Origin of the sequence: Pseudomaricurvus sp. HS19, assembly GCF_009857815.1 — a bacterium.
GTDB lineage: Bacteria > Pseudomonadota > Gammaproteobacteria > Pseudomonadales > Cellvibrionaceae > Pseudomaricurvus.
This window is the reverse complement of sequence record NZ_WVVW01000001.1, coordinates 1,219,375-1,241,527: the sequence shown is the minus strand read 5'-3', so window position 1 is coordinate 1,241,527 and position 22,153 is coordinate 1,219,375. Positions and strand designations below refer to the sequence as shown.

Genomic DNA, 22,153 nt, shown 5'->3' with positions numbered 1-22,153 from the left:
ATCCTTGTGTCCGTGAATCGCCAGCAAAAAGATCCCGTTGCCCGTATTAGCCCGGTCAGAGCTGATGAGCGGACGGCAGAAGCCCGGGAAATCATTGATATCTTCGCTGGTACCGCCCGCATCAATGTGGACGACAACCCGGTACTTAATACCTTCTGCCAACACCCGCAGCTGGCAAAGGCGTTTCTGCCTTTCAATAATTACCTGCTGAAGTCGTCCACCCTGCCTGTCCGACTGCGGCAGGTGGCCATATTACGTGTGTGTTGGCTAAAAAATGCACGATACATGTGGTCGAGTCACCTGCGCACTTCATTATTGCGGGGATTTGACGGTGAAGAGTTCGCCCAGGTTAAGCGTGGGGCGGAATCAGAGTACTGGACGGATCAGGAGCGGTATATCATCAAGGCCACCGATCAGCTGTTGGAGGAGGGTAGTCTGGATAACAGGCACTGGGATGGCCTAAAGGCATTTCTCTCTACAGAGCAGCTCATGGACCTCCTCTTTACCGTGGGAACCTACGTCTTGTTGTCACTGGCTATAAATAGCATAGGCATAGAGCGCGAAGACGAGCTGCTCGTGTTGGCGGCCAGATTCGGCGCGCCGGAGTTCTGAGCGGTCGGGTAATGTAGCACCTGCCACCAGGATTTCCGGGATCACGGAACCTGGGAGGAGCATGGTCAGGAGGAGGTGCAATGCGATTGTTGGCGGGTTCCCGTCAACATTACCGGTGCATCAGTATATAATCACCGGAATACTCTACGGAGTGTTCGGTTTGTAATGAATTGCACCAGGTGAGTTAAATGACTGCCAGCTCAAAAAGCACCGGAAAAAAGCGCCACGTACCACGACCTGACGTTCGCGAGACTCTGTTGCTTGCGGCGGAAAAGATTGTGCGGGAAGAGGGGTATGCTGCTGCCACGGCGCGACGCATCGCCAGTGAAGTCGGGATGAGGCACCAAGCGGTATTCTATTACTTCGGCTCACAGGACGAGCTGTTGATGGAAGTGCTGCACCGCTCTATGGAAGCCCACAAGAAATGCCTTCAAGAGGCTATCGATTCCCCGCAACCGTTGCGTGCAATGTGGAATCTGATCAGTAATCCCGAATTCGCCAAGATAGGCCTGGAGTTTCTGGCGCTGGCCAACCATAACGAAATGATTCGTGCCGAGCTGGCAAAAAACTCTGAGAGGTTGCGTGAACTTGAAACCGAAGGTATTGCCCGCTACCTGGAACAGAGAGGCATTAAGCCGCGAGTGTCCCCGCAAATGGTGTCGATCATGACATCTGCCCTGGCCAGGCTACTGGTGCAGGAGTCGACCCTTGGCATACATGGTGGTCATGAAGAAGTGGAAGCCCTGGTTGAGCGTTCTCTATCGCATTTCGAGGCAAGCGGTGAGGCGAATGACGAAGTTGAGCCGATAGTAGGGGCGGCATCAACACTGGAATAGCAGGCTGTGATCTCAGACGTCCTCTGTACCATCAAATGAACCCTCTCAACATCCCAGTGGAGCCATTTTCTACCCGCTGGGTTCTCTTGCCTGAATGGCCACAGCAGTTCCGGGTATCCCGCAGGTATTGCTGCAATTGTTATGGCGTTACCGATTAACTCCCTTTAAAAATCTCTGTGGCAGCAGCCAGATTTTGGGTGCTGTTACCCCTTAAAAAACGCATTTCTGCGTCTCCCATCCAATCAAACCTGGCTAAAGTTCCGGCCCAGCGTCTTATTGCATTGTGTTCCCCATGCACTGCAAATCTATAGCTTTTTTAAACGATAGTCCTTTTGGTCCCTTTTTTCGACCGGGCGGACTAATTTTCGTTGACTCCTGTAATTGCGGGCAGTAGTCTGTGCCCAATAGAAAATAAAAAGCTCAGCAGCATGATTGGCAAAAGGCTGGGATTAACACTCAGAGGTAATCTAAATGATGGATTTTGAAACGGTCAACTACTTCAATGAACTTGGCCTGGTCGCAGATCCTTACCCCTATTTTGAATACTTGCGCGCAAAGGGCCCGGTAGTTCCCCTGCCGAAGCATAATGTGGTTGCAGTAGTTGGCTATGAAGAGGGAATGAAGGTCTTGCGTGATCATGAAACCTTTTCCTCAATCAACTCTGCTACCGGTCCATTGCCACCCCTGCCGTTTAAGCCCGAAGGTGAAGATATCACTGACCAGATTGCAAAATGCCGGGGAGAAATGGCGTTTGGCTCCATGCTGGTTACCCAGGATCCACCTGACCATACCAAGTCCAGGGCGCTGTTGACCGGACTGCTGACCCCAAGACGTCTCAAAGAGAATGAGGATTTCATTCATCAGGCTGCCGACCGAAAAATCAGCGAATTTATCGATGATGGCAAGTTCGAAGCGGTATCCCAGTTTGGTCATCCACTGGCGACACTCACCATTGCTGATCTGTTAGGGGTGCCGGAAGAGGATCACGAGTTGTTCTGCAGTCTGCTTGGTCCGTTGCCGGGCCAAATAGGCGGGGATGTACCGCTGGAGAATAATCCGATGATGGAAATCGGAATGCACTTCTTCAAGTACATTGATGAACGTCGTCGTGAACCCAAAAACGACATTATGACGGAGCTCGCCAATGCCAGATATCCGGGTGGTGAGCTGCCGGACATCGTCGAGATAACCGGTCATGCGGCGACACTGTTTGGAGCAGGGCAGGACACAACGGTTCGACTATTGGTGGCAATGCTGAAGACCCTGGGTGAAGACCACAAACTCCAGGCTTACCTGCGTGACAATCCCCAACTTTTTTCCAACTTCATTGAGGAGGTCCTGAGGCTGGATGGACCTACAAAAGCGCATTTCCGACTGGCAAAGAGACGTGCCAAAGTGGGTGATCTGGAAGTGGAACCGGGTACCACTATCATGCTGATGCAAAGTGCCATGCGACGCGATCCCCGTCGGTTTGAATCTCCTAACGAGTTCCGCCTGGATCGGAAAAACCTGCAGCCGCAAATGGCATTTGGTCAGGGTATTCATATGTGCATGGGAGCGCCCCTTGCCCGGACCGAAGCCAAGATTGCGCTGGAACATATTTTCAAACACACCTCACTGATTGATATTGATGAGGAGTTTCATGGTCCGGTTGGCAATCGGCACTATGAATACGAGGCCAATTACACCCAGCGTGCGTTGTGTGCAGTGCATTTGAAGTTTAAAAAGGCCTGAAAACACAGGCAGCTGGAGGAGGGGGGAGCGTTCATCCGTCGGTGTGACTTGCTTACGGGGCAGCAGCCATCTTTTCCAACAGAAACTCCAGCAGCGTCCGCACGCGAAACGACAGGTTGCGGCTGGGGTACACCGCCCAGATCCCTTCCTGGGCGGATTGGGATTTCTCCAGCAAGGTTACCAGCTTACCCTCGCTGATGGCATCGGCAAGGTAGTAGTCAGGCAGCTGTACCAACCCGATGCCTTTCATGGCTGCATCCAGCAGTGCCGGTCCGCTGTTGCAGCGCAAATTGCCACTCACACGGATATTCCGTTCCAGCCCGTTCTCCTCGAAGCGCCAGTATTCCAGGGTGCCAAGAATGCAGTTGTGGTGTTTCAGTTCCGACAGCGAGTGGGGTGTGCCATGTATGGCCAGGTACTCCGGCGAGGCACAGACGAACAGCCGCCGGGAGCCCAGCCGTTTGGCGATCAGGCTGCTGTCTTCCAGCTGTCCCACACGGATGGCGAGGTCGTATCCTCCTTCGATCAGATCCAGCTGTTTGTTGGTGAGTTCGTACTCCAGTTCAATATCCGGGTAGGCCACCACGAAGTCGTTCAGCAGCGGGGCGATTTGCAGTTCGCCAAAGGTGTGGGGGGCGGTGACTTTGATTTTTCCCTGCGGCACCACATGCAGCTGCCCCAATGCCTGTTCCGCCAGTTCCAGACCTTCCAGCGCCTGTTTGCAGTGGTGGTAGTAGGTGTTGCCCTCATCGGTCAGGGATACCCGCCGGGTGGTGCGGTAGAACAGGGTCAGTGACAGGCGCTTCTCCAGCGCCGAGATCATACGGCTGACCTGGGCTGTGGAGAGTTTCAGGCGCCGGGCAGCTGCAGTGAAGCTTCCTGTCTCCGCCACTGCTATAAATTCAATGATGCCATCCAGCTTGACCATGATTCTCCGTTATTGGCGGGCTATTGTTACTGTATGGTAATAGTGTTTTTCGGTTTTGGTAGATTATACGCCTAATTGAAACAATTAGAATGGCCGGGTATTAACGTTAACCAAGCATGTGGAGGATGTTCCTATGGCCGAAATTATTAAGTGTCAGGCAGCGGTAGCCTGGAAAGCGGGTGAGCCCCTGTCCATCGAAGAGGTGGAAGTTCATCCCCCAAAGGCCGGTGAAGTGCGTGTGCGTATCGTCGCCACCGGTGTTTGCCATACCGATGCCTTCACCCTGTCCGGTGATGATCCGGAAGGCGTGTTCCCGGCGATCCTGGGTCATGAGGGTGGCGGCATCGTGGAGTCGGTGGGTGAGGGTGTGACCTCCCTGGCGGTTGGTGATCATGTGATCCCGCTGTACACCGCCGAGTGTGGCGAGTGTAAGTTCTGTAAATCCGGCAAAACCAACCTCTGCTCCCGGGTACGTGAGACCCAGGGCAAGGGCCTGATGCCCGATGGCACCACCCGTTTCTACAAGGACGGCCAGCCTATCTACCACTACATGGGTTGCTCCACCTTCTCCGAGTACACCGTACTGCCGGAAATCTCCCTGGCCAAGGTGAACAAGGCGGCGCCACTGGAAGAGGTGTGCCTGCTGGGTTGCGGCGTTACCACCGGTATGGGCGCGGTACTGAACACCGCCAAAGTGGAAGAGGGCGCAACGGTTGCCATCTTCGGCCTGGGCGGTATCGGTTTGTCCGCCGTGATTGGTGCCACCATGGCCAAGGCCGGTCGCATCATCGCCATCGATCTTAACGAGAGCAAATTCGAGCTGGCGAAAAAGCTGGGTGCCACCGATTGCGTTAACCCGAAGGATTACGACAAGCCAATTCAGGAAGTCATTGTTGAGATGACCGATGGTGGTGTGGATTACTCCTTCGAATGTATCGGTAACGTCAATGTCATGCGTTCTGCGCTGGAGTGCTGTCACAAGGGCTGGGGCGAATCCGTGATTATCGGTGTGGCCGGTGCCGGTCAGGAGATCTCCACCCGTCCGTTCCAGCTGGTTACCGGCCGGGTATGGCGCGGTACCGCCTTCGGTGGTGTTAAGGGTCGTTCGCAGCTGCCAGGCATTGTGGAAGATTACCTGGCGGGCAAGTTTGCCCTCAGTGATTTCATTACCCACACCATGCCGCTGGACGAGATCAATACCGCCTTTGACCTGATGCACGAAGGCAAGAGTATTCGCTCGGTCATTCACTACTGATCGCAGTTCACCAACCAAATTGAAGGGGGATGAGATGACGATTGAAATAGTGAGTCAGGCAAAGACTTTTGGTGGTTGGCACAAGCAGTACACCCATGTGTCTGCCACCACCAACTGCACCATGCGTTTTGCGATCTACCTGCCGCCGCAGGCGTCAGCGGAGAACAAGGTGCCGGTGATCTACTGGTTGTCCGGCCTGACCTGTACCGATGAGAACTTCATGCAGAAAGCCGGTGCTCATCGCATCGCGGCGGAGTTGGGGGTGGCGATTGTCGCCCCTGACACCAGTCCCCGCGGTGAAGGTGTGCCGGATGACCCGGAAGGCGCCTGGGACTTCGGTCTGGGTGCCGGCTTTTATGTCAATGCCACCCAGGAGCCCTGGCGCAAGCACTACCAGATGTATGATTACATCGTCGAAGAGCTGCCTGCGCTGGTGGAGTCTGTGTTCCCGGTGTCGCAGCAACGGGCGATCACCGGCCACTCCATGGGTGGTCACGGTGCCTTGACCATTGCCATGAAGAACCCGGAACGCTATGTGGCCATGAGCGCCTTCAGTCCCATCTCCAGCCCCATCAACTGCCCCTGGGGACAGAAGGCGTTGGGGAATTACCTGGGCAGTGATCGCAGTACCTGGCAGGTGTATGACGCCAGTGTGCTGATGCGGTCGTCGGGCGTAAAAATTCCGGCGCTGGTAGATCAGGGTGAGGCTGACAGCTTCCTGAAGGAACAACTGAAACCCGAGGCTCTGGAAGAGGCTGCAGAGGCTTCTGGTTACCCGTTGGAGCTGCGTCGTCATGAAGGTTATGACCACAGCTATTACTTCATTGCCACCTTTATCGAAGATCATCTGCGTTTTCTTGCCAGCCATTTTTGAGCATGGCTAACGTGCGGACTACCCCGTTCTGACTGGGTTGGGTAGTCCGCACAATTCTTCCAGCTGCCTGTCTATATGCTTTTTGACGGTCTTTCTCCCCGCACCGGCTCCCGCTAAACAGACCGCTTAATGGCGGGTTCCCGATCTGGCTATTAGACTCTACTGAACAGCGGGGGCAAGTCGTGGCCCACGTAAGTGGTCATGGATGACATTTATCCTTCAATCGCGATTCCCCACTACGGCTCCCCCCGTGACTCTCTCCTTTATCAGACCGGCCTGATCCGGTTGCGGAGATGGCTCTATGTCGACACGACAGCGTTATTGCAAACGACCCGGGTACACGATTACAGCGGTACAGCTGCAACTGGATTTTGATGGTTTCCAATACCGTAAATGGGGTGATGCCCAGACTTGCCGTGCCGGTGATTGGCTGGTGAATAACGGTGGCGACGTCTATACCGTTGCCGCCGACTACTTTGCGGATCGCTACCGCGAGATCAGCCCGGGGCATTTTATAAAAGTGGGCGAGGTGTGGGCCGAGGAGGCGGAGCAGGCGGGAAGCCTTCCCACCCTTGAGGGCGCTTCGGATTATGGCGTGGGGGATTATCTGGTTTACGACCGGCAGATGGGCGGGGCTGCCTATGCCGTGGGCCGATACCGGTTCCTGAAAATGTATGAGCCGATGGAGCCGGATGAGCCACAGCCTGACACGCGGCGCGCGTACCTCAACGGGCGCCTGCCGGACCAGATCAGCTGGTACAACCGCAAGGCGAAGTTAAGCCGGGCCAATTTCCTGGTGTGGCAGTCCCTGGCCATTATCTTTGCCGCGCTGGTGCCCGTGCTGAGCGGCAACGATATCGGCAACGGCTGGGCTGCGCAGTATCTGGGCGATGCAACTACAGCGGTGGCTCTGCTGGGTGGTGGTTCGGCGGTCATTGTCAGCTTGCTGGGCTTGTTCAAGTGCCAGGAAAATTGGGTGAAGTATCGTGCCACCTGCGAGGACTTGCGCTCTCATCTTGCCCAGTACCTGGCCAAGGCTGGCATTTACCGCGGGCAGGGCAAGCGGTTCGAACTGTTGGTGGAGAACTGCGAAAACATTATCAGTGCAGAACGGGGGCACTGGGTGCTGCAAAACGCTAAAGGCGCAGCCGGGGAGCAGTGATCGCGCCCGCATCGAATGCGCTGCGACTGCAGGAGGTTGTGATGCAAACACTACCACTCTTGAGGGCAACGCTTCTGCTCGGTTTGGCTGTCGGCCTGTCATTGCATGTACCGCAGGCACAGGCGGAAGAGGATCCCCTGCAATTGTTTGTTGGCAGCTGGGTGGTAAAAACCGACCAGGTCAGGCCGCAGCGCCAGAAGATTACCTACACGGAAACCTATACCCGGGTATTGGATGGCAACTACATCCGCGGTGAAACCAGCCGCAAGCCGGATGGCACGATGGACATTGTGTTCGGCACCTATGACCCGAAGGCGCGGGGCTACCCCTTCTGGATTTTCTCTTCTTCGGGGGCCTACACCTGGCTCCCGCCCGCTACCTGGGATGCGCGGCGGCGGGTGATGCAGTGGAAGAATCCTCCGCAGCTGGATATCTCCTATATCTCCGAGTGTGAGTTTCCGACCCGCGACCTACGCCGCTGTTTTATGGTGGTAAAGGACTGGAAGGGGCGGGTGCTCAATGAACTCTCCTGGACCGCAGAGCGGCTGCCGCCATGAGGTTCGGGCTCCTGCGCCATGACGCTTGCTGAGCGGCGATCACCATGATTGAGCAAGTCACTCCACAACTGCTCTCAATTTCCCTGCTGTTGGTGATGATTGCGTCCTTGCCGATCACGGCACTGGTATCCCTGCTGCTTTTATGGCGCTACCGGTTGGCGGTCACCCGGTCCATGCATCACCGCGCAGGGGAAGCCGCATCGGGCGGGATGGAAATTGCCCCCCCGCCCGCGGTGATTGCCGGGGAGTTTTCCCGCAGCGACCATTTGCGCCGGGCGTTGGGCGCTCCCCGGCGGGATGCGCTCATCTATGTAGTTGCTATATTGGTGGCAGCACTGCCGCTCTCACTGGTGGCCCAGTCGGTGTTCCAGACACAGTTGGGGGTGGCGGGCTTTGTCATTGGTGTTGCCGTTTACAGTTGGCCGGCTGTAGCCATTTGCCTGCTGCTGGTGCCGCGTCCGCTAATTCACGGCGCGGGACTGCTGGCGGCTTACTTTCTGATCTATGTGGGTCTCTCGCTGTGGGCTGCCACTATCCAAAACGTATCGGGCGGTGTACTGCTGGAGGACCGCTCCGGGGTAACGCCACAGGCCATGATGGGGTTGTGGATCAGCGTGAACGCCCTGCCAACACTGCTCTGCGGTTTATGCTTTTTGCCGTTGGTGCGTTCCATTGCCGGACTGGTGCTGGCCATGGTCAGTCTATTGATCAGCGGCTTCTGGTTTGCCACCAACCTGTTGATCACCCGACCGGTGCTGTTGGCGCTGGAACGTTTTTCCATCGCCTCCGGTGTTGGCATGGTCGAGCTGGCGGCGTTGGGGTTGGTGCTGGTAGTGCTGCTGTTATTGGTGGCGGGGTGGCAGCTGACCTGTTTGCTGACGGCCGCACATCGTCGCCAGCGTGTCAGTGATCGGTCGCTCTACCTGGACGCGGCCTACCTGATCTTCCTCTCCATGTATACCTTGTGGCTGGTGTTGGGTGGCCTGGTGTGGCTGCTGTGTCTGCCGCTGGCGTTCGGGATTTATAAACTGATGCTGTGGGTGTTGCGTCGCTTACTGTTGCAACGACAGATACCCCGGAACCTGTGTTTCCTGCGCGTGTTCGCCCTCGGGCGCCGCAGCCTGCGGCTGCTGGAGGCCGTTGCCGGCTACTGGCGCAGCATTGGCAGTATCCAGTTGATTGTGGGGCCCGATGTGGCGACCCGCACGGTGCGGCCGGATCAGTTCCTCGCGTTTCTCGGCAGGCGACTGGGGCAGAAATTCGTCAGTAACCGCCAGTCCCTGCTGGAGGCGGTACAAGCCATGGACCGGCTTCCCGATCCCGATGGCCGTTTTCGTATCAATACCCTGTTTTGTTATCAGGATACATGGCAATCGGCGCTGCCCAGTTTGTTGCGGTCTGGTGAAATGGTGTTGATGGATCTGCGGGGCTTTTCCGACGCCGCTGCCGGTTGCCGCGAAGAGCTGAATTTTATCGCGGCGCATGTGCCGGCAGAGCAGTGTCTGTTACTGGTGGACAGCAGCACCGACCGCGATTATCTGAACCGAACCTTGCAGCAGGCGCTGGCGGCCGTGCCAGCCGATGGCTGCAATGCATCCTTAAAGAGTGATGACTTCCCTCGTTTTGAATTTCGCCATGGCGATGCCGCGATTCGAAAACTGGTTTCCCGACTTTGTTGCACCACACACGCAACGCCGGCGCAGAGTGAGGCTTTGCAGCATGGAATCCGGTAAGCCCTTGCCTTCGTGGCGTCAACTGCAACGCCGCTGTCTGCCCAGCCTGATGGTGGTTGGCGGAGCCTTCGGACTGCTGGCGCTATTAGCCATCGCCGCTGGCGGTGAAGTCGAAGGCCTCCTGGTGCTGGGTATCGCGACTATGACTGTGTGGTTGGTCTACCAGGGCCGACGCTGGCCTCGCTGGATCGTGTCGGCGCTGACAACGGTGTTGGGGCTAATGGCACTGGGGTACAGTGTTATGGAATTGTCGAACGATGGTGCCGGGCAGGGCTCGCTTTTGCAGGTAGGCGCATCCTTACTGCTGTTGTTAATCGGTGCGGTTCTGTACGCCAGCGAGAACCTGCGGGAATTGGCCGAAGTACGCAGTAACCATGGGACGCCCCTCACTTGGGAGCAGGTGGCAATAGCAGACGGTCGTGGACGACCGCGCCTGGCCGCAGAGGCTGATCCGGCCCGGCGTCAACGGCTGGGACGAATCTGCGGTAACTTGGTGGTGGGCTCCGGGCTTGTTGCCTGGTTGCTGTTTGTCGTTGCTGTCGGCTGGTTGTGGATTGTTGGGCGAGGGTATGCCGTGTTCGGGCTGCAGGAGGCGGCAGCAGCGGAAAATTCTGTGGTTGCCCTGATCTGGATTCTGGTGTCGCTGCTGACAATAGGGTTGGTGGGCCTGGGGATGATCCTCGCGTATCTGTCTGCCTTCCTTATCCCTTTTCTGGTCACCTTGCCCATCAGCCTGCCACTGGCGCTGCGCTGGAAGCAGCCTTTGAAGTTTCTGGTGTTGCGGCCTTTCAATCGCCGTGGTGTGAGTGCGTCGTTGCGACGGGTTTTGCGCGAGGAGGTGATTGCCCTGGGGCACTGTTACACGCTGGCGGATGCCAACATCCGCATCTCAGCGTTGCAGCGAATACCGCTGCTTTACGGCCAGCTCACCTTTCTCACCTTTCGCCAGCGCAAGATTGTGGCGCCCCGTCATCTGGCGGCACTGGTGAGGGCGATGCAGCGCCGCGTGCTGCGCAACCTCAACTGGGCGGTGAGCCGCGACAAATTGTTCCCGGTCGCCACAGTGGATGCCGGTTGGCAGGCCTGTGTCACAAGACTGCTGGCAGAGTGCGACGCTGTCGTCATGGACCTCACGGATATCAGCATCAATATGCAGTGGGAGCTCCACCTGCTGCGGGATGCGGCGGTGATACACCGGGTGGCGTTTCTGGTCGATGAGCGTCAGGTGCAACAGGCGCGGCAAGCCCTGGAGGCGACTCTGGGTACGGGCGTGGAGCAGCCACAGTTAATGGTCTACAGCGGCAGCGGCTTATGGCAAGCGGGTGAGTTGAGGCAGAAGTTATTGGCGGTTCTCGCCGAGGGGCCGGCAGGGCAGAACCCCGATGGCGAGGGAGGGGCTCCTGCGGCGGTGTTGTGACACCACCGGCCTGAGAGCCCTCCAATGCCGTAGCGGTTACTGTGCGGTTACTGTACTGGGGGGCTACGCACTTTTGATCCTTCCAATCCGTAGTAGGCGATATACACATAACAGGCAGCCGCCAGCAGGAAGGAGATCTGCAGGCCTTGCCAGTCGGCAATCATGCCCTGCAGCAGTGGAATCAGTGCGCCACCTACGATGGCGCAGCAGAGCAGCCCGGAGCCGCGGCTGGTCAGTGCCCCCAGGTCTTTCAGGGCGAGACTGAAAATAGTGGGGAACATGATGGAGTTGCACAGTCCCACGGCCAGCAGGCTGATGGCAGCGGCGTTGCCCTTATAGAAACAGGCAAACAGCACCAGCAGGACTGCACAGCTGGCATTGGCCGCCAGCAGGTAGCGGGCATCCACCCGCATCATGAGCCATACCCCCACAAAGCGTCCCACCATGGCGCCGCCCCAGTACCAGGCCACATAGCGGGCCGCTTCATGCTCGGTGATGTCCTGCAGCCCCAGCTCTTTGATAAAGCTGATCATGAAGCTGCCGATGGATACCTCGGCACCGACGTAGGTGAAAATCGCCAGCGCGCCGAGTACCAGGTGCCGGTAGCGCAACACGGCGGAGAAACTCGCCTGCTGATGGTCATCCGGAGTGTGCAGCGCGGGCAGCTTCATAACCGCAAACAGCAGCGCCAGTGTGCCCAGCATTGCTGCAAGAATCAGGTAGGGGAGTTTGACCGAGTCCGCCTCTGCCAGTTTGTCGGCGGCGCTCAGGGCGCCGGCAGTTGCATCGGGCAGCTCGGGTACGGCACTGAAAATCAACGCCGCACCGATCAGCGGTGCGACCGTTGTACCCAGGGAATTGAAGGCCTGTGTCAGGGTCAGGCGGCCGGACGCGCTGCTGGCTGGGCCGAGCGCTGTAACGTATGGGTTAGCCGATACCTGTAGCAGGGTGACGCCACTGGCGAGCACGAACAGGGCCCCGAGAAACAGTGGATAGAGCCGCAGGCTCGCTGCTGGCAAAAACAGCAGGCAGCCCACTGCCGCGGTCAGCAGGCCCAGCACCAATCCTTTCTGGTAGCCGATGCGTCCCACCAGGGCGCCTGCAGGCAGCGACACCAGAAAATAGGCACCGAAGAAGCAAAACTGTACAAGGATGGCCTGGGTGTAATTCAGGTCAAAGACGCTCTTCAGGTGAGGGATCAGGATATCGTTCAGCGCGGTTATAAAACCCCACATAAAGAACAGGCTGGTCAGTATGATCAGTGGCAGGCGGTAGCTGCCGGTCGCAGCCGGTGCTGCAGCGTGGGTGGGGGAAGGCGATTGCATGATGTGTAATTCAATTCCGGTGGTTAGGCTTTTATTGTAGTAGTTGGCTGGGCGGCAAATTCCGCCATTCCGACAGCGCTGTCAATTATATAGAAGTGGTGCCTCCCGTCCATGTCGATGCGGCAGGTTTACGGAAATACCCGGGTTGGGGACGTCTTCTTGCCCCGGGGTGGCGGCTTACCTCGGGGCGGCTTCTTACCTCGGGGCAGCTTCTTACCTCGGAGGGACGGGCAGGGTAGAATGGCCCGCAATTTCTGCGTTTCCGTTCAGGTTGATAATAAATTTATGAAAATCGAAGCCGTAAAAGTCCGCCGTCTCTATCTGGAGGTGGCCAGCCAAATTGAAAACCTGATCACCAGCGGACAGATAGAAGCGGGAGAGCGCCTGCCGTCCGAGCGTGATCTGGCGGTGCGGTTTGAGGTGAGCAGGCCCACTATCCGTGAGGCGATGATCGCGCTGGAGATCGCGGGGCTGGTAGAAATCCGCACCGGCTCCGGCATCTACGTGCGCAACAACCCGGTAGCCCGGGGAATTGAAGACGTTGGGCCGGGTTCCTTTGAAATTCTTGAAGCACGTTTGATGATCGAGCCGGAGCTGGCAAAGCTTGCCGCGCAACGCATCAGCGAGTCGCAGCTGCAGGAGCTGCAAGTGGCCCTGGATGATATGGAGCGTGAAGATACCGAAGGCTCGGTATCGGAAGAGGCTGACAAGCGCTTCCACTGCATTATTGCCGAGGCGGCCGGCAACAGCGCCCTGGCTGCCATTGTCACCTGGCTGTGGGATATGCGGATCAGTTCGGAGCTGAGCACCCTGTTTCACCAGCGTGTACGTGAAGTGGGTGTGCATCCTTCCCTGGGACAGCACAAGCGCCTGTTTAATGCATTGTCGGCGCGGGATGCCGCCGCTGCGGAAGACGCCATGCGCGATCATATCAGCAGCGCATTGATCGACAGTAAAACCTATCTGGAGGCCTGAGCCTCCGCCATCGCGGTCGGCGCTTGCCGGCCGCAATCCCCTCAGTCAATCAGGCCGCTAACCCGTGGCAACCACTCGCTCAGGGCCGGGAACAGGGTAATCAACACCAGGGTCAGGAGCATGGCGGCGTACATGGGCAGCAATGGCTTGAGAACCGACTCCATCCGGGTTTTGGCGATACTGCAGCCGACAAACAGCACGCTGCCTACGGGCGGGGTGCACAGGCCAACGGATAAGTTCAACACCATCATGATGCCGAAGTGCAGGGGTGAAATCCCCAGCGATTCGGCGATCGGCAAAAAGATGGGCGTGAAGATCAGGATGGCCGGTGTCATGTCCATAAAGGTTCCCACCAGCAGCAGCACAATGTTGATCAGCAGCAGAATCAGCAGCGGATTGTCGCTGAGGCCGATTAACAGTTCACTGACAGACTGCGGAATATTCTCGTAGGCTAGCATCCAGGACATGGCTGTGGAGGTGGCGATCAGCAGCAGTACCACCGCGCTGGTCTCGGCGGTTTTGATCATCAGTGCCGGCAACTCTTTGGGCTTGACCTCCCGGTAGACTCCCACCGCCAGGATCAGCGAGTAGAGCACCGCAATGGCACTGGCTTCGGTGGCGGTAAATACACCACCGATAATGCCGCCGATGACAATCACGACTAACAGCAGACTGGGGATGGCATCCAGCAGCTTTGGCATTGCCTGGCGCAGGGGAATGCGGCCGGAGCGGGGGAAGCCGGCCCGGGCCGAGTAGACCATGGCGATGGCCATCAGGGACAGGGCCAGCAGGATTCCCGGTACATAGCCGGCAATAAACAGGGCGGCAATGGAGACGCTGCCACTGGCCAGCGAATAGATAATCAGCACATTGCTGGGGGGAATCAGCAGGCCGGTGGTGGAGGAGGTGATGGTCAGTGCGGCGTTGAAGTTGCGGTTGTAGCCATCCTTCTCCATCGCCGGGATCATGAAGCCACCAATCGCCGAGGTGGCCGCCACCGCAGAGCCGGAGATGGAACCGAACAGGGTGCAGGAGATCACGTTCACCAGCCCCAGGCCGCCAGGCAGAGTGCCCACCAGTACCTTGGCAAATTCAATCAGGCGGCGGGCGATGCCGCCCTGGCCCATCAGGATGCCGGACATAATAAAAAGCGGGACTGCCAGCAGGGCAAAGCTGTCGAGGCCGCCGGCCATGCGCTGTGCAACCGTCGTGGCGGCGGCGGTAAACTCGATGCTGGCCAGCATGGCCACAAACGTGGCGGCGCCAATACAGATGGCCACCGGGACCCGCATCAACAGCAGCAACAGGAAAGAGAGAATCAGTATCAGGCCGGAAAATTCCATGGTGTGTTCCGTTTATTCGGCGCGAAGCTTGGGCTGGAAAAGCTGGGCAAGGCTGTATATCGCAATCATCAGCCCGCTTACTGGCAGAGCCAGGTAAACGTAGCCAACGGGGATGCCCAGCGAGGCGGAGGTCTGCTTCAGTTCCAGCGTCAGCAGAACCAGTTGGCTGCCGCCGTAGACCATAACTACCAGTGCAAACAGCACCACTACTACCAGCGCCAGGTTGGTGACGATGGCCTGGCTGGTGCCACGCAGCTTGCGGGTGAGGATATCGATACCAATGTGGGCGTGGGTGCGGTAGGCGTAGCTGCCACCAAACAGGCCCAGCCAGATCAACAGGAAGCGCGCCAGCTCCTCGGTCCACGAGCTGGGGCTGCCCAGCAGGAAACGGGTGGCCACCTGCCACAGGACATTGAGTACCATGGTGGATACGATCAGGATCAGCAGGCCCTTGAGCAGTTGATCGGTGTGGTGCAGGAGTCGTTGCAGCATCAGGGAAGGCTCCGGATGGCCTGGATCATGGCGCCAACAGAGGTGCCGTCGTATTCCGCCAGCATGGGCTGTACCTTGTGGCGGAATGCGGCCTTGTCAGGGTGGACAATGGTGACGCCGTCGGCGGTGAGTTGTTGCAGGGCGCGTTCAGTCTCCTCCTGCCACAGTTTACGCTGATAGTGGCTGGACTCTTCCGCCGCCTGTTGTAACCAGCCTTGTTGCTGGGGAGAGAGGCGATTCCAGATTGGGCGGCTGATCAGCAGGATGTCGGGCACATACGTGTGCTCGTCCAGGCTCAGGTAGCGGGCGACCTCGTAATGCTTGGACAGGTAAAAGCTGGGGGGGTTGTTCTCGGCACCATCTACCACACCCTGTTGCAGGGCGGTGTAGAGTTCGCCCCAGTCCACCGGTGTGCCGGAGCCGCCCAGGGTGTTGATCATGGCCACTGAAGTGATGCTCTGCTGCACACGAATCTTCAGGCCACTGAGGTCTTCCGGGGTCTGAATTGGCTTGTCGATGGTATAGAAGCTGCGGCTGCCGGCGTCGTAATAGGCCAGTCCCCGCAGGCGTACGGCCTCGCCGCTGCTGAGCAGGTCGCGGCCGGTTTTGCTCTCCAGTGCGCGCCAGAAGTGGTCGTGGTCGCGGAAGACATAGGGGAGGCTGAACAGCTTGAAGTCGGGAACAAAACCTTCCATCGGGCTGGCAGATGCCTTGGTCATGGCCAGGCTGCCAATCTGCAACAGCTCTATCAGTTCGCGCTCTTCACCCAGTTGCCCGCCGGGGTAAATGTCCATCTGCAGGTGGCCGTCGGAGATCTCTTCCAGGCGCTTGGCCATATAGACCATGGCCTTGTGTGTGGGATGATTCTGGTCCAGCCCGTGGGCCAGCTTGAGGACGGAGTACTTCTCCTGTCCACCGCAGGCGCAGAGGATGGTGAGCAGAATGGCGACAAGGCAGGTGCGCAGTCGCAAAAGCGGTAGCAGTGGTTTCATGGCAAGCCGTAGGTTGGCAATCTATTGTTTTTAGTGAATGTGTTTTTAGTGAATTTTAGGCAGTTCGGTTCTGCAGCTTATGTCATGTGAATGTGGCAATCGCGGGCTATCTTGACTGTTATAGCGCAGGCTGTGAGAATAGCATCAAATTGGCCTTACCACTATACCGGTTTGCGGTGTCAGGGGTGTAGGGCCTTCTATAAGAGCAGAGAGTCAGTCAAGAGCAGAGAGCCATGACGCAAAAGATTGCCCTGAGTTTGCACCCCGATCGCTTGTTTCCCGCCGATAGCACCACCCGGGGTATTGCCCGCGAGCTGTATCAGGCGGTGTCCGGGTTGCCGATTATCAGTCCTCACGGCCACACGGATCCCCGTTGGTTTGCCGGCAATCAGCCCTTTGAAAATGCCGCCGAGCTGCTTATCAAGCCTGATCACTACCTGCTGCGCATGCTCTACAGCCAGGGTATCCCGCTGACGGCGCTGGGCATCGGTGGCAGTGATGCCGGTGCGGTGGAGACCGACCCGGAGGTGATCTGGCAGCGGTTCGCGGACCATTATTATCTGTTTCGCGGCACACCCAGCCGTATGTGGCTGGATCACGTCTTTGCCGAGGTGTTTGGTATCGATGAGGTGCTCACCAGTGCTACCGCCGGCGACTATTATCAGCACATCAACCGGGCCCTGGCCAGCGATGAATTTCGTCCCCGGGCGCTGTTTGAACGTTTCAATATCGAACTGCTGGCCACTACCGAGGGGCCGCTGGACGACTTGCGCCATCACCGCCAGATCCGCGAGAGCGGCTGGCAGGGCAGGGTGATTACTACCTTCCGGCCCGACCCGGTGCTGGATCCCCAGTACGAGGGCTTTGTGGGCAATGTGCAGGAGCTGGGTCGCCTGACCGGCGAATCGGTGGAGACTTTCGATGGCTATCTGCGGGCGTTGTTTGCACGCAGGGCCTTCTTTAAAGCCAACGGCGCGACGGCTACCGATCACGGACATCCGACGGCGGCTACCGCAGATCTGTCCCGGGAAGACTGTGAGCAGCTCTACCAGCTGGTGATGAGCGGACACGCCAACGCGGCCCAGGCCGAGCTGTTCCGGGCCCAGATGCTGACGGAGATGGCGGGCATGAGCCTGGAGGATGGTCTGGTGATGCAGATCCACCCCGGTGTGTTCCGTAACCACAATCCACAGCTGTTTACCCAATTTGGTCGTGACAAGGGCGCGGATATTCCCCTGCAGACGGAATACGTGAACGCGCTGCATCCGTTGCTCAGCAAGTATGGCAACAATGCTGACCTGACCATTATCGTATTCACCCTGGACGAGACCTCCTACAGCCGCGAACTGGCACCCCTGGCGGGTCACTATCCGGCACTGAAAGTGGGCCCCGCCTGGTGGTTCCACGACAGCCCCGAGGGGATGCGCCGCTATCGCGAGCAAATTACCGAGACTGCCGGCTTCTACAACACCGTCGGTTTTAACGACGATACCCGCGCGTTTCTCTCCATCCCCGCTCGTCACGATGTGGCCCGGCGCATGGACTGTGCGTTCCTCGCGCAGCTGGTGGCAGAGCATCGACTGACTCAGCAGGAAGCGGCGGAGACGGCTGTTGACCTCGCTTATAACCTGGCCCGGACCGCGTACAAATTATGAGTAACCCTGCACCCGTGAAGCGCCTGCACAATGGTCTGCTTGAGGCGCTGCCTGCTGCTGTACAGCTACCTTCCTACGACCGCCACAATCTGCAGCCCGGTATTGTGCACCTGGGGGTAGGGGCGTTTCATCGTGCTCACCAGGCCTGGTATACCGAGCAACTGCTGAACCGCAGCGGCGGTGACTGGGGCATCATCGGGGCCAGCATGCGCAGCGCTGACGTGGCGCAGCAGCTCAACCCGCAGGATGGTCTCTATACCCTGATTGAAAAGAGCGAGGCCAACCGTTTTCAGGTCATCGGCTGCCTGCAGCGAGTGATTGTGGCGCCCCAGGAGCCTGACGAGCTGGTGCAGGCCATAGCATCGTCCTCCACCAGGGTGGTTACTCTCACCATCACCGAGAAAGGCTACTGCCACGATCCGGCCAGTGGGGAGTTGTTGCAGAACCACCCGGCTATTGAAGCGGAAGTGGCCGATGGGCTGGCCACGCCGCGTACGGCCATTGGCTTTCTGGTGGCAGGCCTGCGCCGCCGCCGGGAGCAGGGGCTGCCGGGTATTACGTTGTTAAGTTGTGACAACCTGCCGCACAACGGAAGGGTGTTGGGTGCGGTAGTGACGGCGCTGGCGGCGCGACTGGACGGCGACCTGGCGGAGTGGATTGCCCGGCAGGTGACCTTCCCCTGCTCCATGGTGGACCGGATTGTACCCGCCAGCACAGCCGCTGATCGTCAGCTGGCCGAAGAGGCGCTGGGGGTGAGCGATGAGGGTGCGGTGAGCACCGAGCCGTTCAGTCAGTGGGTGATAGAAAACAATTTTGCCACCACGGCGCCGGACTGGGGCTCGGTGGGTGCGCTGCTGGTTGAGGATGTCACCCCTTTCGAGATGATCAAGCTGCGCTTGCTCAATGGCAGTCACTCCCTTATCGCTTACCTGGGTTATGTGGCCGGTTACGACTATGTGCACGAGGTGGTGAGCAATGGCGCTATGTTGGCACTGGTCCGGGCGTACATGCAGTCGGTGTTGCCGACGCTGACAGTACCCGCGGATTTTGATATCGAAGAGTACCAGGAGCAGTTACTGCAGCGCTTTGCCAACCCGGCGTTGCAACACCGCACGGCACAGATCGCAATGGATGGCTCACAGAAAATTCCCCAGCGCTGGTTACAGAGTCTGAGGCAGCTGCTGGACAGCGGTCAGGATTCGACCCTGTTGGCATTGGCCATTGCTGGTTGGGTGAAGTTTCTGGGTGGCCAGCGGGACAACCGGGAAACCTTTGTGGTGGACGATCCTCTGGCGGTTGATTTGCAGGCCAGACTGGAGGTGACAGGCGGGAATGTTGCGTTGGTCCGAACTGTTATGGAGCAGCGCCAGGTGTTCGGCGATTTGGCCGCACAAGACCCTGCTCTCCTCGAACAGGTGACTGCGTTCTATACCCGTCTTTGCAACGAAGGTAACCAATCGGTGATCAATGCGCTGGTCGCCAGCTTGCCGGCGGCGGAGGTCTGACGCCATGCGTATTTTGTGTGCCGGTGAAGTAATGGTCGAGTTCGCCTCCGGTGGAGGGGCGTGGCAGCAGGCTTACGGTGGCGACACCTACAATACCGCGATCTATATGGCGCGCGCCGGGATGGATGTGGAATACATGACGGCGCTGGGCGATGACCATTTCTCCGCTGAAATCCTGGCCGCGTTGGCAAGGGAGCAGGTGGGAAGCGGGTTGATTCCAAGACTGCCAGGCCGCCAGCCCGGCCTTTACACCATTCACAACCAGCCAGATGGTGAACGGGAGTTCCGTTATTGGCGCGGACGCAGTCCGGCGCGGGAGCTGTTTGACGAGCCGGTGGAACTGGTGGATGTGCCCGATATCTTCTATTTTTCCGGTATTACCCTGGCAGTAACACGCAGCGGGCTGGATAACCTGGTGCAGTTGATCGCCGGTTTGCGGCGCCGTGGTTGCCAGATTGTGTTTGACCCCAACTACCGGCCGCGTTTGTGGTCCGGGGTGGAAGAGGCCCGGAGTTGTTATGAGGCCGTACTCGGTCATTGTGACATGGTGCTGCCCACCCTGGACGACGAGACCCAGTTGTGGGGCATCGACTCGGCTGAGGCGTGTCGTGATTTTTACCGGGCTCAAGGTGTTCAGGAACTGGTAATCAAAGTGCCAGGACCCGCGTGTCAGGTCTGGATGGGTGACAGCAGTTATTTTCAGCCAGCCGAAGCGGTGGATGCGGTGGATACCACCGGCGCCGGTGACTCCTTCAACGCGGCGTATATTGCCAGCCGTGCCAGTGGTGAATCCGTCGCAACGGCGGTGAGCCGGGCGCAGCAGCTGGCGGCACAGGTTGTTATGCATCGGGGCGCGGTTCTGCCCCGATAGTTCATTTATATTTTTCAGCGATTTTTGCTAAAGCAGGTCTATTAGTTATGCAGGAAACATGGCGTTGGTTTGGCCCTTCGGATCCGATCACTCTGCAGCAGGTGGCGCAGGCCGGGGCAACCGGAATCGTTACCTCATTGCACCACATTGCCACCGGTGATCTCTGGCCGTTGGATGAAATCCTCAAGCGCAAAGCGGAGATCGAGGCGGCGGGTCTTGAGTGGTCGGTGGTAGAGAGTGTCCCCCTGCACAACAATATCAAGTTGCGCAAAGACAATTATCTGGAGTTGCTGGATAACTACCGCCAGACGCTTATCAACCTCGGTGAGGCCGGTGTCCATACCGTCTGTTACAACTTTATGCCGGTGGTGGACTGGACCCGTACCAACCTCAACTATCGCCTGAAGAGTGATGCCCGTGCACTGCGCTTTGAGATGTCCGACTTCATCGCCTACGACGTCTACATGCTGCAGCGCCCGGGTGCCGAAGGGGATTACAGTGCAGAGCAGCTGGCCAAAGCCAAACAGCGCTTTGAGGAGCTGACAGAGGAGGAGCAGGCGCTGCTTGAGCGCAACATCATCGCCGGTCTTCCAGGCGGTGAGGGCTCTTACTCCCGGGAGACTATCCAGCAGGCCATTGCCGAATTTATTGCCTTGGGCACAGAAGGCTACCGCGAAAACCTCTTCGCTTTCCTGCGGGACATTGTTCCCGCGGCCGAGCAGGCCGGTGTGGAGATGTGTATCCATCCGGATGATCCGCCGTTTTCGTTGTTTGGTTTGCCGCGTGTGGTATCCACAGAAGACGACGCCAACGCAATCCTGACCGCCGTGCCCAGCCCCAGCAATGGACTGACCATGTGTGCCGGCTCCTTCGGCGCGCGGGGGGATAACGACCTGGTGCGCATGATTCGCCGTTTCGGGGAGCGTATCTATTTCGTCCACCTGCGTAATGTGAAGCGGGAAGCGGATGGCTCTTTTTACGAGTCGGATCACCTGGATGGTGACAACGACATGATCGGCATTATGAATGCGCTGCTCGATGAAGAAGGGCGTCGCTCGCAAGAGGGCGGACGTTCGATCCCCATGCGCCCGGATCACGGCCACCTGCTGGCGGCAGAGGTCGACAAGCCCGGCACCAACCCCGGCTACTCCTACGGTGGGCGCATGAAATCCCTGGCAGAGCTGCGCGGTGCATTACACGTCCTGCAGAGCATGAGACGGCAATAATGCAACCCTGCCTGGGGGTTGGCAGCCTGGAGTCATTGTCCCGGCTGCGATAGCGACACTGTACAGGCGCTGGGACGAAGCAGCCCGGGGTAGGGCATTCGGGGTAGAGTACCGGGGGGCTTGCTTCGGGTCGGTACTCTTCCAGAGCTAATAGTCCGGATAAATTGCTGGATTGGGATTGACGGCCGGGACAGCGTGATATGTCGCCGCAGCAATCATAATGCCGCTGTTTTGCCTTGCCGAACCCTGCCCGGGCAGTGATTTAACATGCCGCTGGCGTGTTTTATCATGGCCGGCACCGGAGCGGTCAAATCCGCTTCGGTGCACTTTAACTATCTGAAAATATTGGATTATTCTGGTTTCTGAGGAGCGTCAGAATGACCGCCCCAGGGTGGCATGGAAGCGAGTCTGATCAGTTTGTACAATTTATATAGCGACGAGTTATTATTGTTGACCTGTATCCGGTCGACCATGTAAAGTTGAGCAAAGTCCGGTCTCGCCTGGCCCTGAAACAATCAGCATAAAAACAGGGCGCGAAGACAACAGCTATTGACCTGAAAGTAATACGTATAACTATAAAGTTTTAAAACATTTGGTCTTGTCGGGCATTGTCCTGGCAACACGGCCCGCCCGATGGGCGAAACGAAAACACAACAACCTG

General features: G+C 58.1%; 19 protein-coding genes. 14 read left to right on the top strand and 5 right to left on the bottom strand.

Annotation, left to right across the window (positions count from 1 at the left end):
- The first annotated feature begins 12 nt into the window (after positions 1–12).
- The 3 genes from GSF27_RS05550 (at position 13) to GSF27_RS05540 (ending at position 3,182) form a co-directional block, all read left to right on the top strand.
- Positions 13–612, top strand: coding sequence for a carboxymuconolactone decarboxylase family protein (locus GSF27_RS05550; RefSeq protein ID WP_160966488.1), 600 nt, complete (start codon positions 13–15; stop codon positions 610–612).
- Positions 613–800: 188 nt separating this feature from the next.
- Positions 801–1,448, top strand: coding sequence for a TetR/AcrR family transcriptional regulator (locus GSF27_RS05545; RefSeq protein ID WP_160966486.1), 648 nt, complete (start codon positions 801–803; stop codon positions 1,446–1,448).
- A gap of 471 nt (positions 1,449–1,919) precedes the next feature.
- Complete coding sequence (locus tag GSF27_RS05540) at positions 1,920–3,182, top strand: cytochrome P450 (RefSeq protein ID WP_160966484.1); 1,263 nt, start codon at positions 1,920–1,922, stop codon at positions 3,180–3,182.
- A 52-nt stretch (positions 3,183–3,234) separates the two neighbouring features.
- Here GSF27_RS05540 and GSF27_RS05535 read toward each other — a convergent pair whose 3' ends face one another.
- On the bottom strand, positions 3,235–4,110 hold the full coding sequence (locus GSF27_RS05535; protein ID WP_160966482.1) for a LysR substrate-binding domain-containing protein: 876 nt from the start codon (positions 4,108–4,110) through the stop codon (positions 3,235–3,237).
- Positions 4,111–4,252: 142 nt separating this feature from the next.
- Between GSF27_RS05535 and GSF27_RS05530 the strand changes: the two genes are divergently transcribed.
- The 6 genes from GSF27_RS05530 to GSF27_RS05505 all read left to right on the top strand — a co-directional run bounded on the left by GSF27_RS05530 (position 4,253) and on the right by GSF27_RS05505 (position 11,108).
- Complete coding sequence (locus tag GSF27_RS05530) at positions 4,253–5,365, top strand: S-(hydroxymethyl)glutathione dehydrogenase/class III alcohol dehydrogenase (protein WP_370462579.1); 1,113 nt, start codon at positions 4,253–4,255, stop codon at positions 5,363–5,365.
- Positions 5,366–5,399: 34 nt separating this feature from the next.
- Positions 5,400–6,239 (top strand): S-formylglutathione hydrolase, encoded by an 840-nt coding sequence (gene fghA, locus GSF27_RS05525; protein ID WP_160966478.1) that lies wholly within the window; start codon positions 5,400–5,402, stop codon positions 6,237–6,239.
- 301 nt (positions 6,240–6,540) lie between these two features.
- Positions 6,541–7,401 carry a DUF4231 domain-containing protein gene (locus tag GSF27_RS05520; protein WP_160966476.1) on the top strand — a complete coding sequence of 287 codons (861 nt, stop codon included), beginning with the start codon at positions 6,541–6,543 and terminating at the stop codon, positions 7,399–7,401.
- A gap of 41 nt (positions 7,402–7,442) precedes the next feature.
- Entirely contained in the window at positions 7,443–7,958 is a 516-nt protein-coding gene (locus tag GSF27_RS05515; protein ID WP_160966474.1) for a DUF1579 family protein, read from the top strand.
- Positions 7,959–8,002: 44 nt separating this feature from the next.
- Positions 8,003–9,691, top strand: a complete 1,689-nt coding sequence (locus GSF27_RS05510) for a hypothetical protein (protein WP_160966472.1) — start codon at positions 8,003–8,005, stop codon at positions 9,689–9,691.
- Positions 9,678–11,108 (top strand): hypothetical protein, encoded by a 1,431-nt coding sequence (locus tag GSF27_RS05505; RefSeq protein ID WP_160966470.1) that lies wholly within the window; start codon positions 9,678–9,680, stop codon positions 11,106–11,108. Before GSF27_RS05510 ends, GSF27_RS05505 begins: the two co-directional genes overlap by 14 nt.
- A 47-nt stretch (positions 11,109–11,155) precedes the next feature.
- Here GSF27_RS05505 and GSF27_RS05500 read toward each other — a convergent pair whose 3' ends face one another.
- Positions 11,156–12,433, bottom strand: a complete 1,278-nt coding sequence (locus GSF27_RS05500) for a sugar MFS transporter (protein WP_160966468.1) — start codon at positions 12,431–12,433, stop codon at positions 11,156–11,158.
- Between the two features lie 285 nt (positions 12,434–12,718).
- On the opposite strand from GSF27_RS05500, the gene GSF27_RS05495 reads away from it, so the two are divergent.
- A complete protein-coding gene (locus GSF27_RS05495) occupies positions 12,719–13,408 on the top strand; it encodes a FadR/GntR family transcriptional regulator (protein ID WP_160966466.1) in 690 nt (229 codons plus the stop codon).
- A 41-nt stretch (positions 13,409–13,449) separates the two neighbouring features.
- On the opposite strand, the gene GSF27_RS05490 is transcribed toward GSF27_RS05495, so the two are convergent.
- Genes GSF27_RS05490 through GSF27_RS05480 form a run of 3 tightly spaced genes read right to left on the bottom strand, consistent with a single transcriptional unit; the run spans position 13,450 to position 16,235 of the window.
- Entirely contained in the window at positions 13,450–14,751 is a 1,302-nt protein-coding gene (locus GSF27_RS05490; RefSeq protein WP_160966464.1) for a TRAP transporter large permease, read from the bottom strand.
- A gap of 12 nt (positions 14,752–14,763) precedes the next feature.
- Complete coding sequence (locus GSF27_RS05485) at positions 14,764–15,243, bottom strand: TRAP transporter small permease (protein ID WP_202410270.1); 480 nt, start codon at positions 15,241–15,243, stop codon at positions 14,764–14,766.
- Positions 15,243–16,235 (bottom strand): TRAP transporter substrate-binding protein, encoded by a 993-nt coding sequence (locus GSF27_RS05480; RefSeq protein ID WP_160966462.1) that lies wholly within the window; start codon positions 16,233–16,235, stop codon positions 15,243–15,245. Before GSF27_RS05480 ends, GSF27_RS05485 begins: the two co-directional genes overlap by 1 nt.
- A gap of 233 nt (positions 16,236–16,468) precedes the next feature.
- Between GSF27_RS05480 and uxaC the strand changes: the two genes are divergently transcribed.
- Genes uxaC through uxuA form a run of 4 tightly spaced genes read left to right on the top strand, consistent with a single transcriptional unit; the run spans position 16,469 to position 21,492 of the window.
- The gene (gene uxaC / locus GSF27_RS05475) at positions 16,469–17,890 is read left to right on the top strand and encodes a glucuronate isomerase (protein ID WP_160966460.1); all 1,422 of its coding nucleotides are present in this window, start codon (positions 16,469–16,471) and stop codon (positions 17,888–17,890) included.
- The gene (locus GSF27_RS05470; RefSeq protein ID WP_160966458.1) at positions 17,887–19,395 is read left to right on the top strand and encodes a mannitol dehydrogenase family protein; all 1,509 of its coding nucleotides are present in this window, start codon (positions 17,887–17,889) and stop codon (positions 19,393–19,395) included. Before uxaC ends, GSF27_RS05470 begins: the two co-directional genes overlap by 4 nt.
- Positions 19,396–19,399: 4 nt before the next feature.
- Positions 19,400–20,266 carry a sugar kinase gene (locus GSF27_RS05465; RefSeq protein ID WP_160966456.1) on the top strand — a complete coding sequence of 289 codons (867 nt, stop codon included), beginning with the start codon at positions 19,400–19,402 and terminating at the stop codon, positions 20,264–20,266.
- Positions 20,267–20,313: 47 nt separating this feature from the next.
- Positions 20,314–21,492, top strand: a complete 1,179-nt coding sequence (gene uxuA / locus GSF27_RS05460; protein ID WP_160966454.1) for a mannonate dehydratase — start codon at positions 20,314–20,316, stop codon at positions 21,490–21,492.
- The last annotated feature ends 661 nt before the right edge of the window (positions 21,493–22,153 follow it).

Coding starts and splice junctions, on each gene's coding strand:
- GSF27_RS05545 (WP_160966486.1), top strand. CDS start 801: ATGACTGCCAGCTCAAAAAGCACCGGAAAAAAGCGCCACGTACCACGA.
- GSF27_RS05540 (WP_160966484.1), top strand. CDS start 1,920: ATGATGGATTTTGAAACGGTCAACTACTTCAATGAACTTGGCCTGGTC.
- GSF27_RS05535 (WP_160966482.1), bottom strand. CDS start 4,110: ATGGTCAAGCTGGATGGCATCATTGAATTTATAGCAGTGGCGGAGACA.
- fghA (WP_160966478.1), top strand. CDS start 5,400: ATGACGATTGAAATAGTGAGTCAGGCAAAGACTTTTGGTGGTTGGCAC.
- GSF27_RS05520 (WP_160966476.1), top strand. CDS start 6,541: ATGTCGACACGACAGCGTTATTGCAAACGACCCGGGTACACGATTACA.
- GSF27_RS05515 (WP_160966474.1), top strand. CDS start 7,443: ATGCAAACACTACCACTCTTGAGGGCAACGCTTCTGCTCGGTTTGGCT.
- GSF27_RS05510 (WP_160966472.1), top strand. CDS start 8,003: ATGATTGAGCAAGTCACTCCACAACTGCTCTCAATTTCCCTGCTGTTG.
- GSF27_RS05505 (WP_160966470.1), top strand. CDS start 9,678: ATGGAATCCGGTAAGCCCTTGCCTTCGTGGCGTCAACTGCAACGCCGC.
- GSF27_RS05500 (WP_160966468.1), bottom strand. CDS start 12,433: ATGCAATCGCCTTCCCCCACCCACGCTGCAGCACCGGCTGCGACCGGC.
- GSF27_RS05495 (WP_160966466.1), top strand. CDS start 12,719: ATGAAAATCGAAGCCGTAAAAGTCCGCCGTCTCTATCTGGAGGTGGCC.
- GSF27_RS05490 (WP_160966464.1), bottom strand. CDS start 14,751: ATGGAATTTTCCGGCCTGATACTGATTCTCTCTTTCCTGTTGCTGCTG.
- GSF27_RS05485 (WP_202410270.1), bottom strand. CDS start 15,243: ATGCTGCAACGACTCCTGCACCACACCGATCAACTGCTCAAGGGCCTG.
- GSF27_RS05480 (WP_160966462.1), bottom strand. CDS start 16,235: ATGAAACCACTGCTACCGCTTTTGCGACTGCGCACCTGCCTTGTCGCC.
- uxaC (WP_160966460.1), top strand. CDS start 16,469: ATGACGCAAAAGATTGCCCTGAGTTTGCACCCCGATCGCTTGTTTCCC.
- GSF27_RS05470 (WP_160966458.1), top strand. CDS start 17,887: ATGAGTAACCCTGCACCCGTGAAGCGCCTGCACAATGGTCTGCTTGAG.
- GSF27_RS05465 (WP_160966456.1), top strand. CDS start 19,400: ATGCGTATTTTGTGTGCCGGTGAAGTAATGGTCGAGTTCGCCTCCGGT.
- uxuA (WP_160966454.1), top strand. CDS start 20,314: ATGCAGGAAACATGGCGTTGGTTTGGCCCTTCGGATCCGATCACTCTG.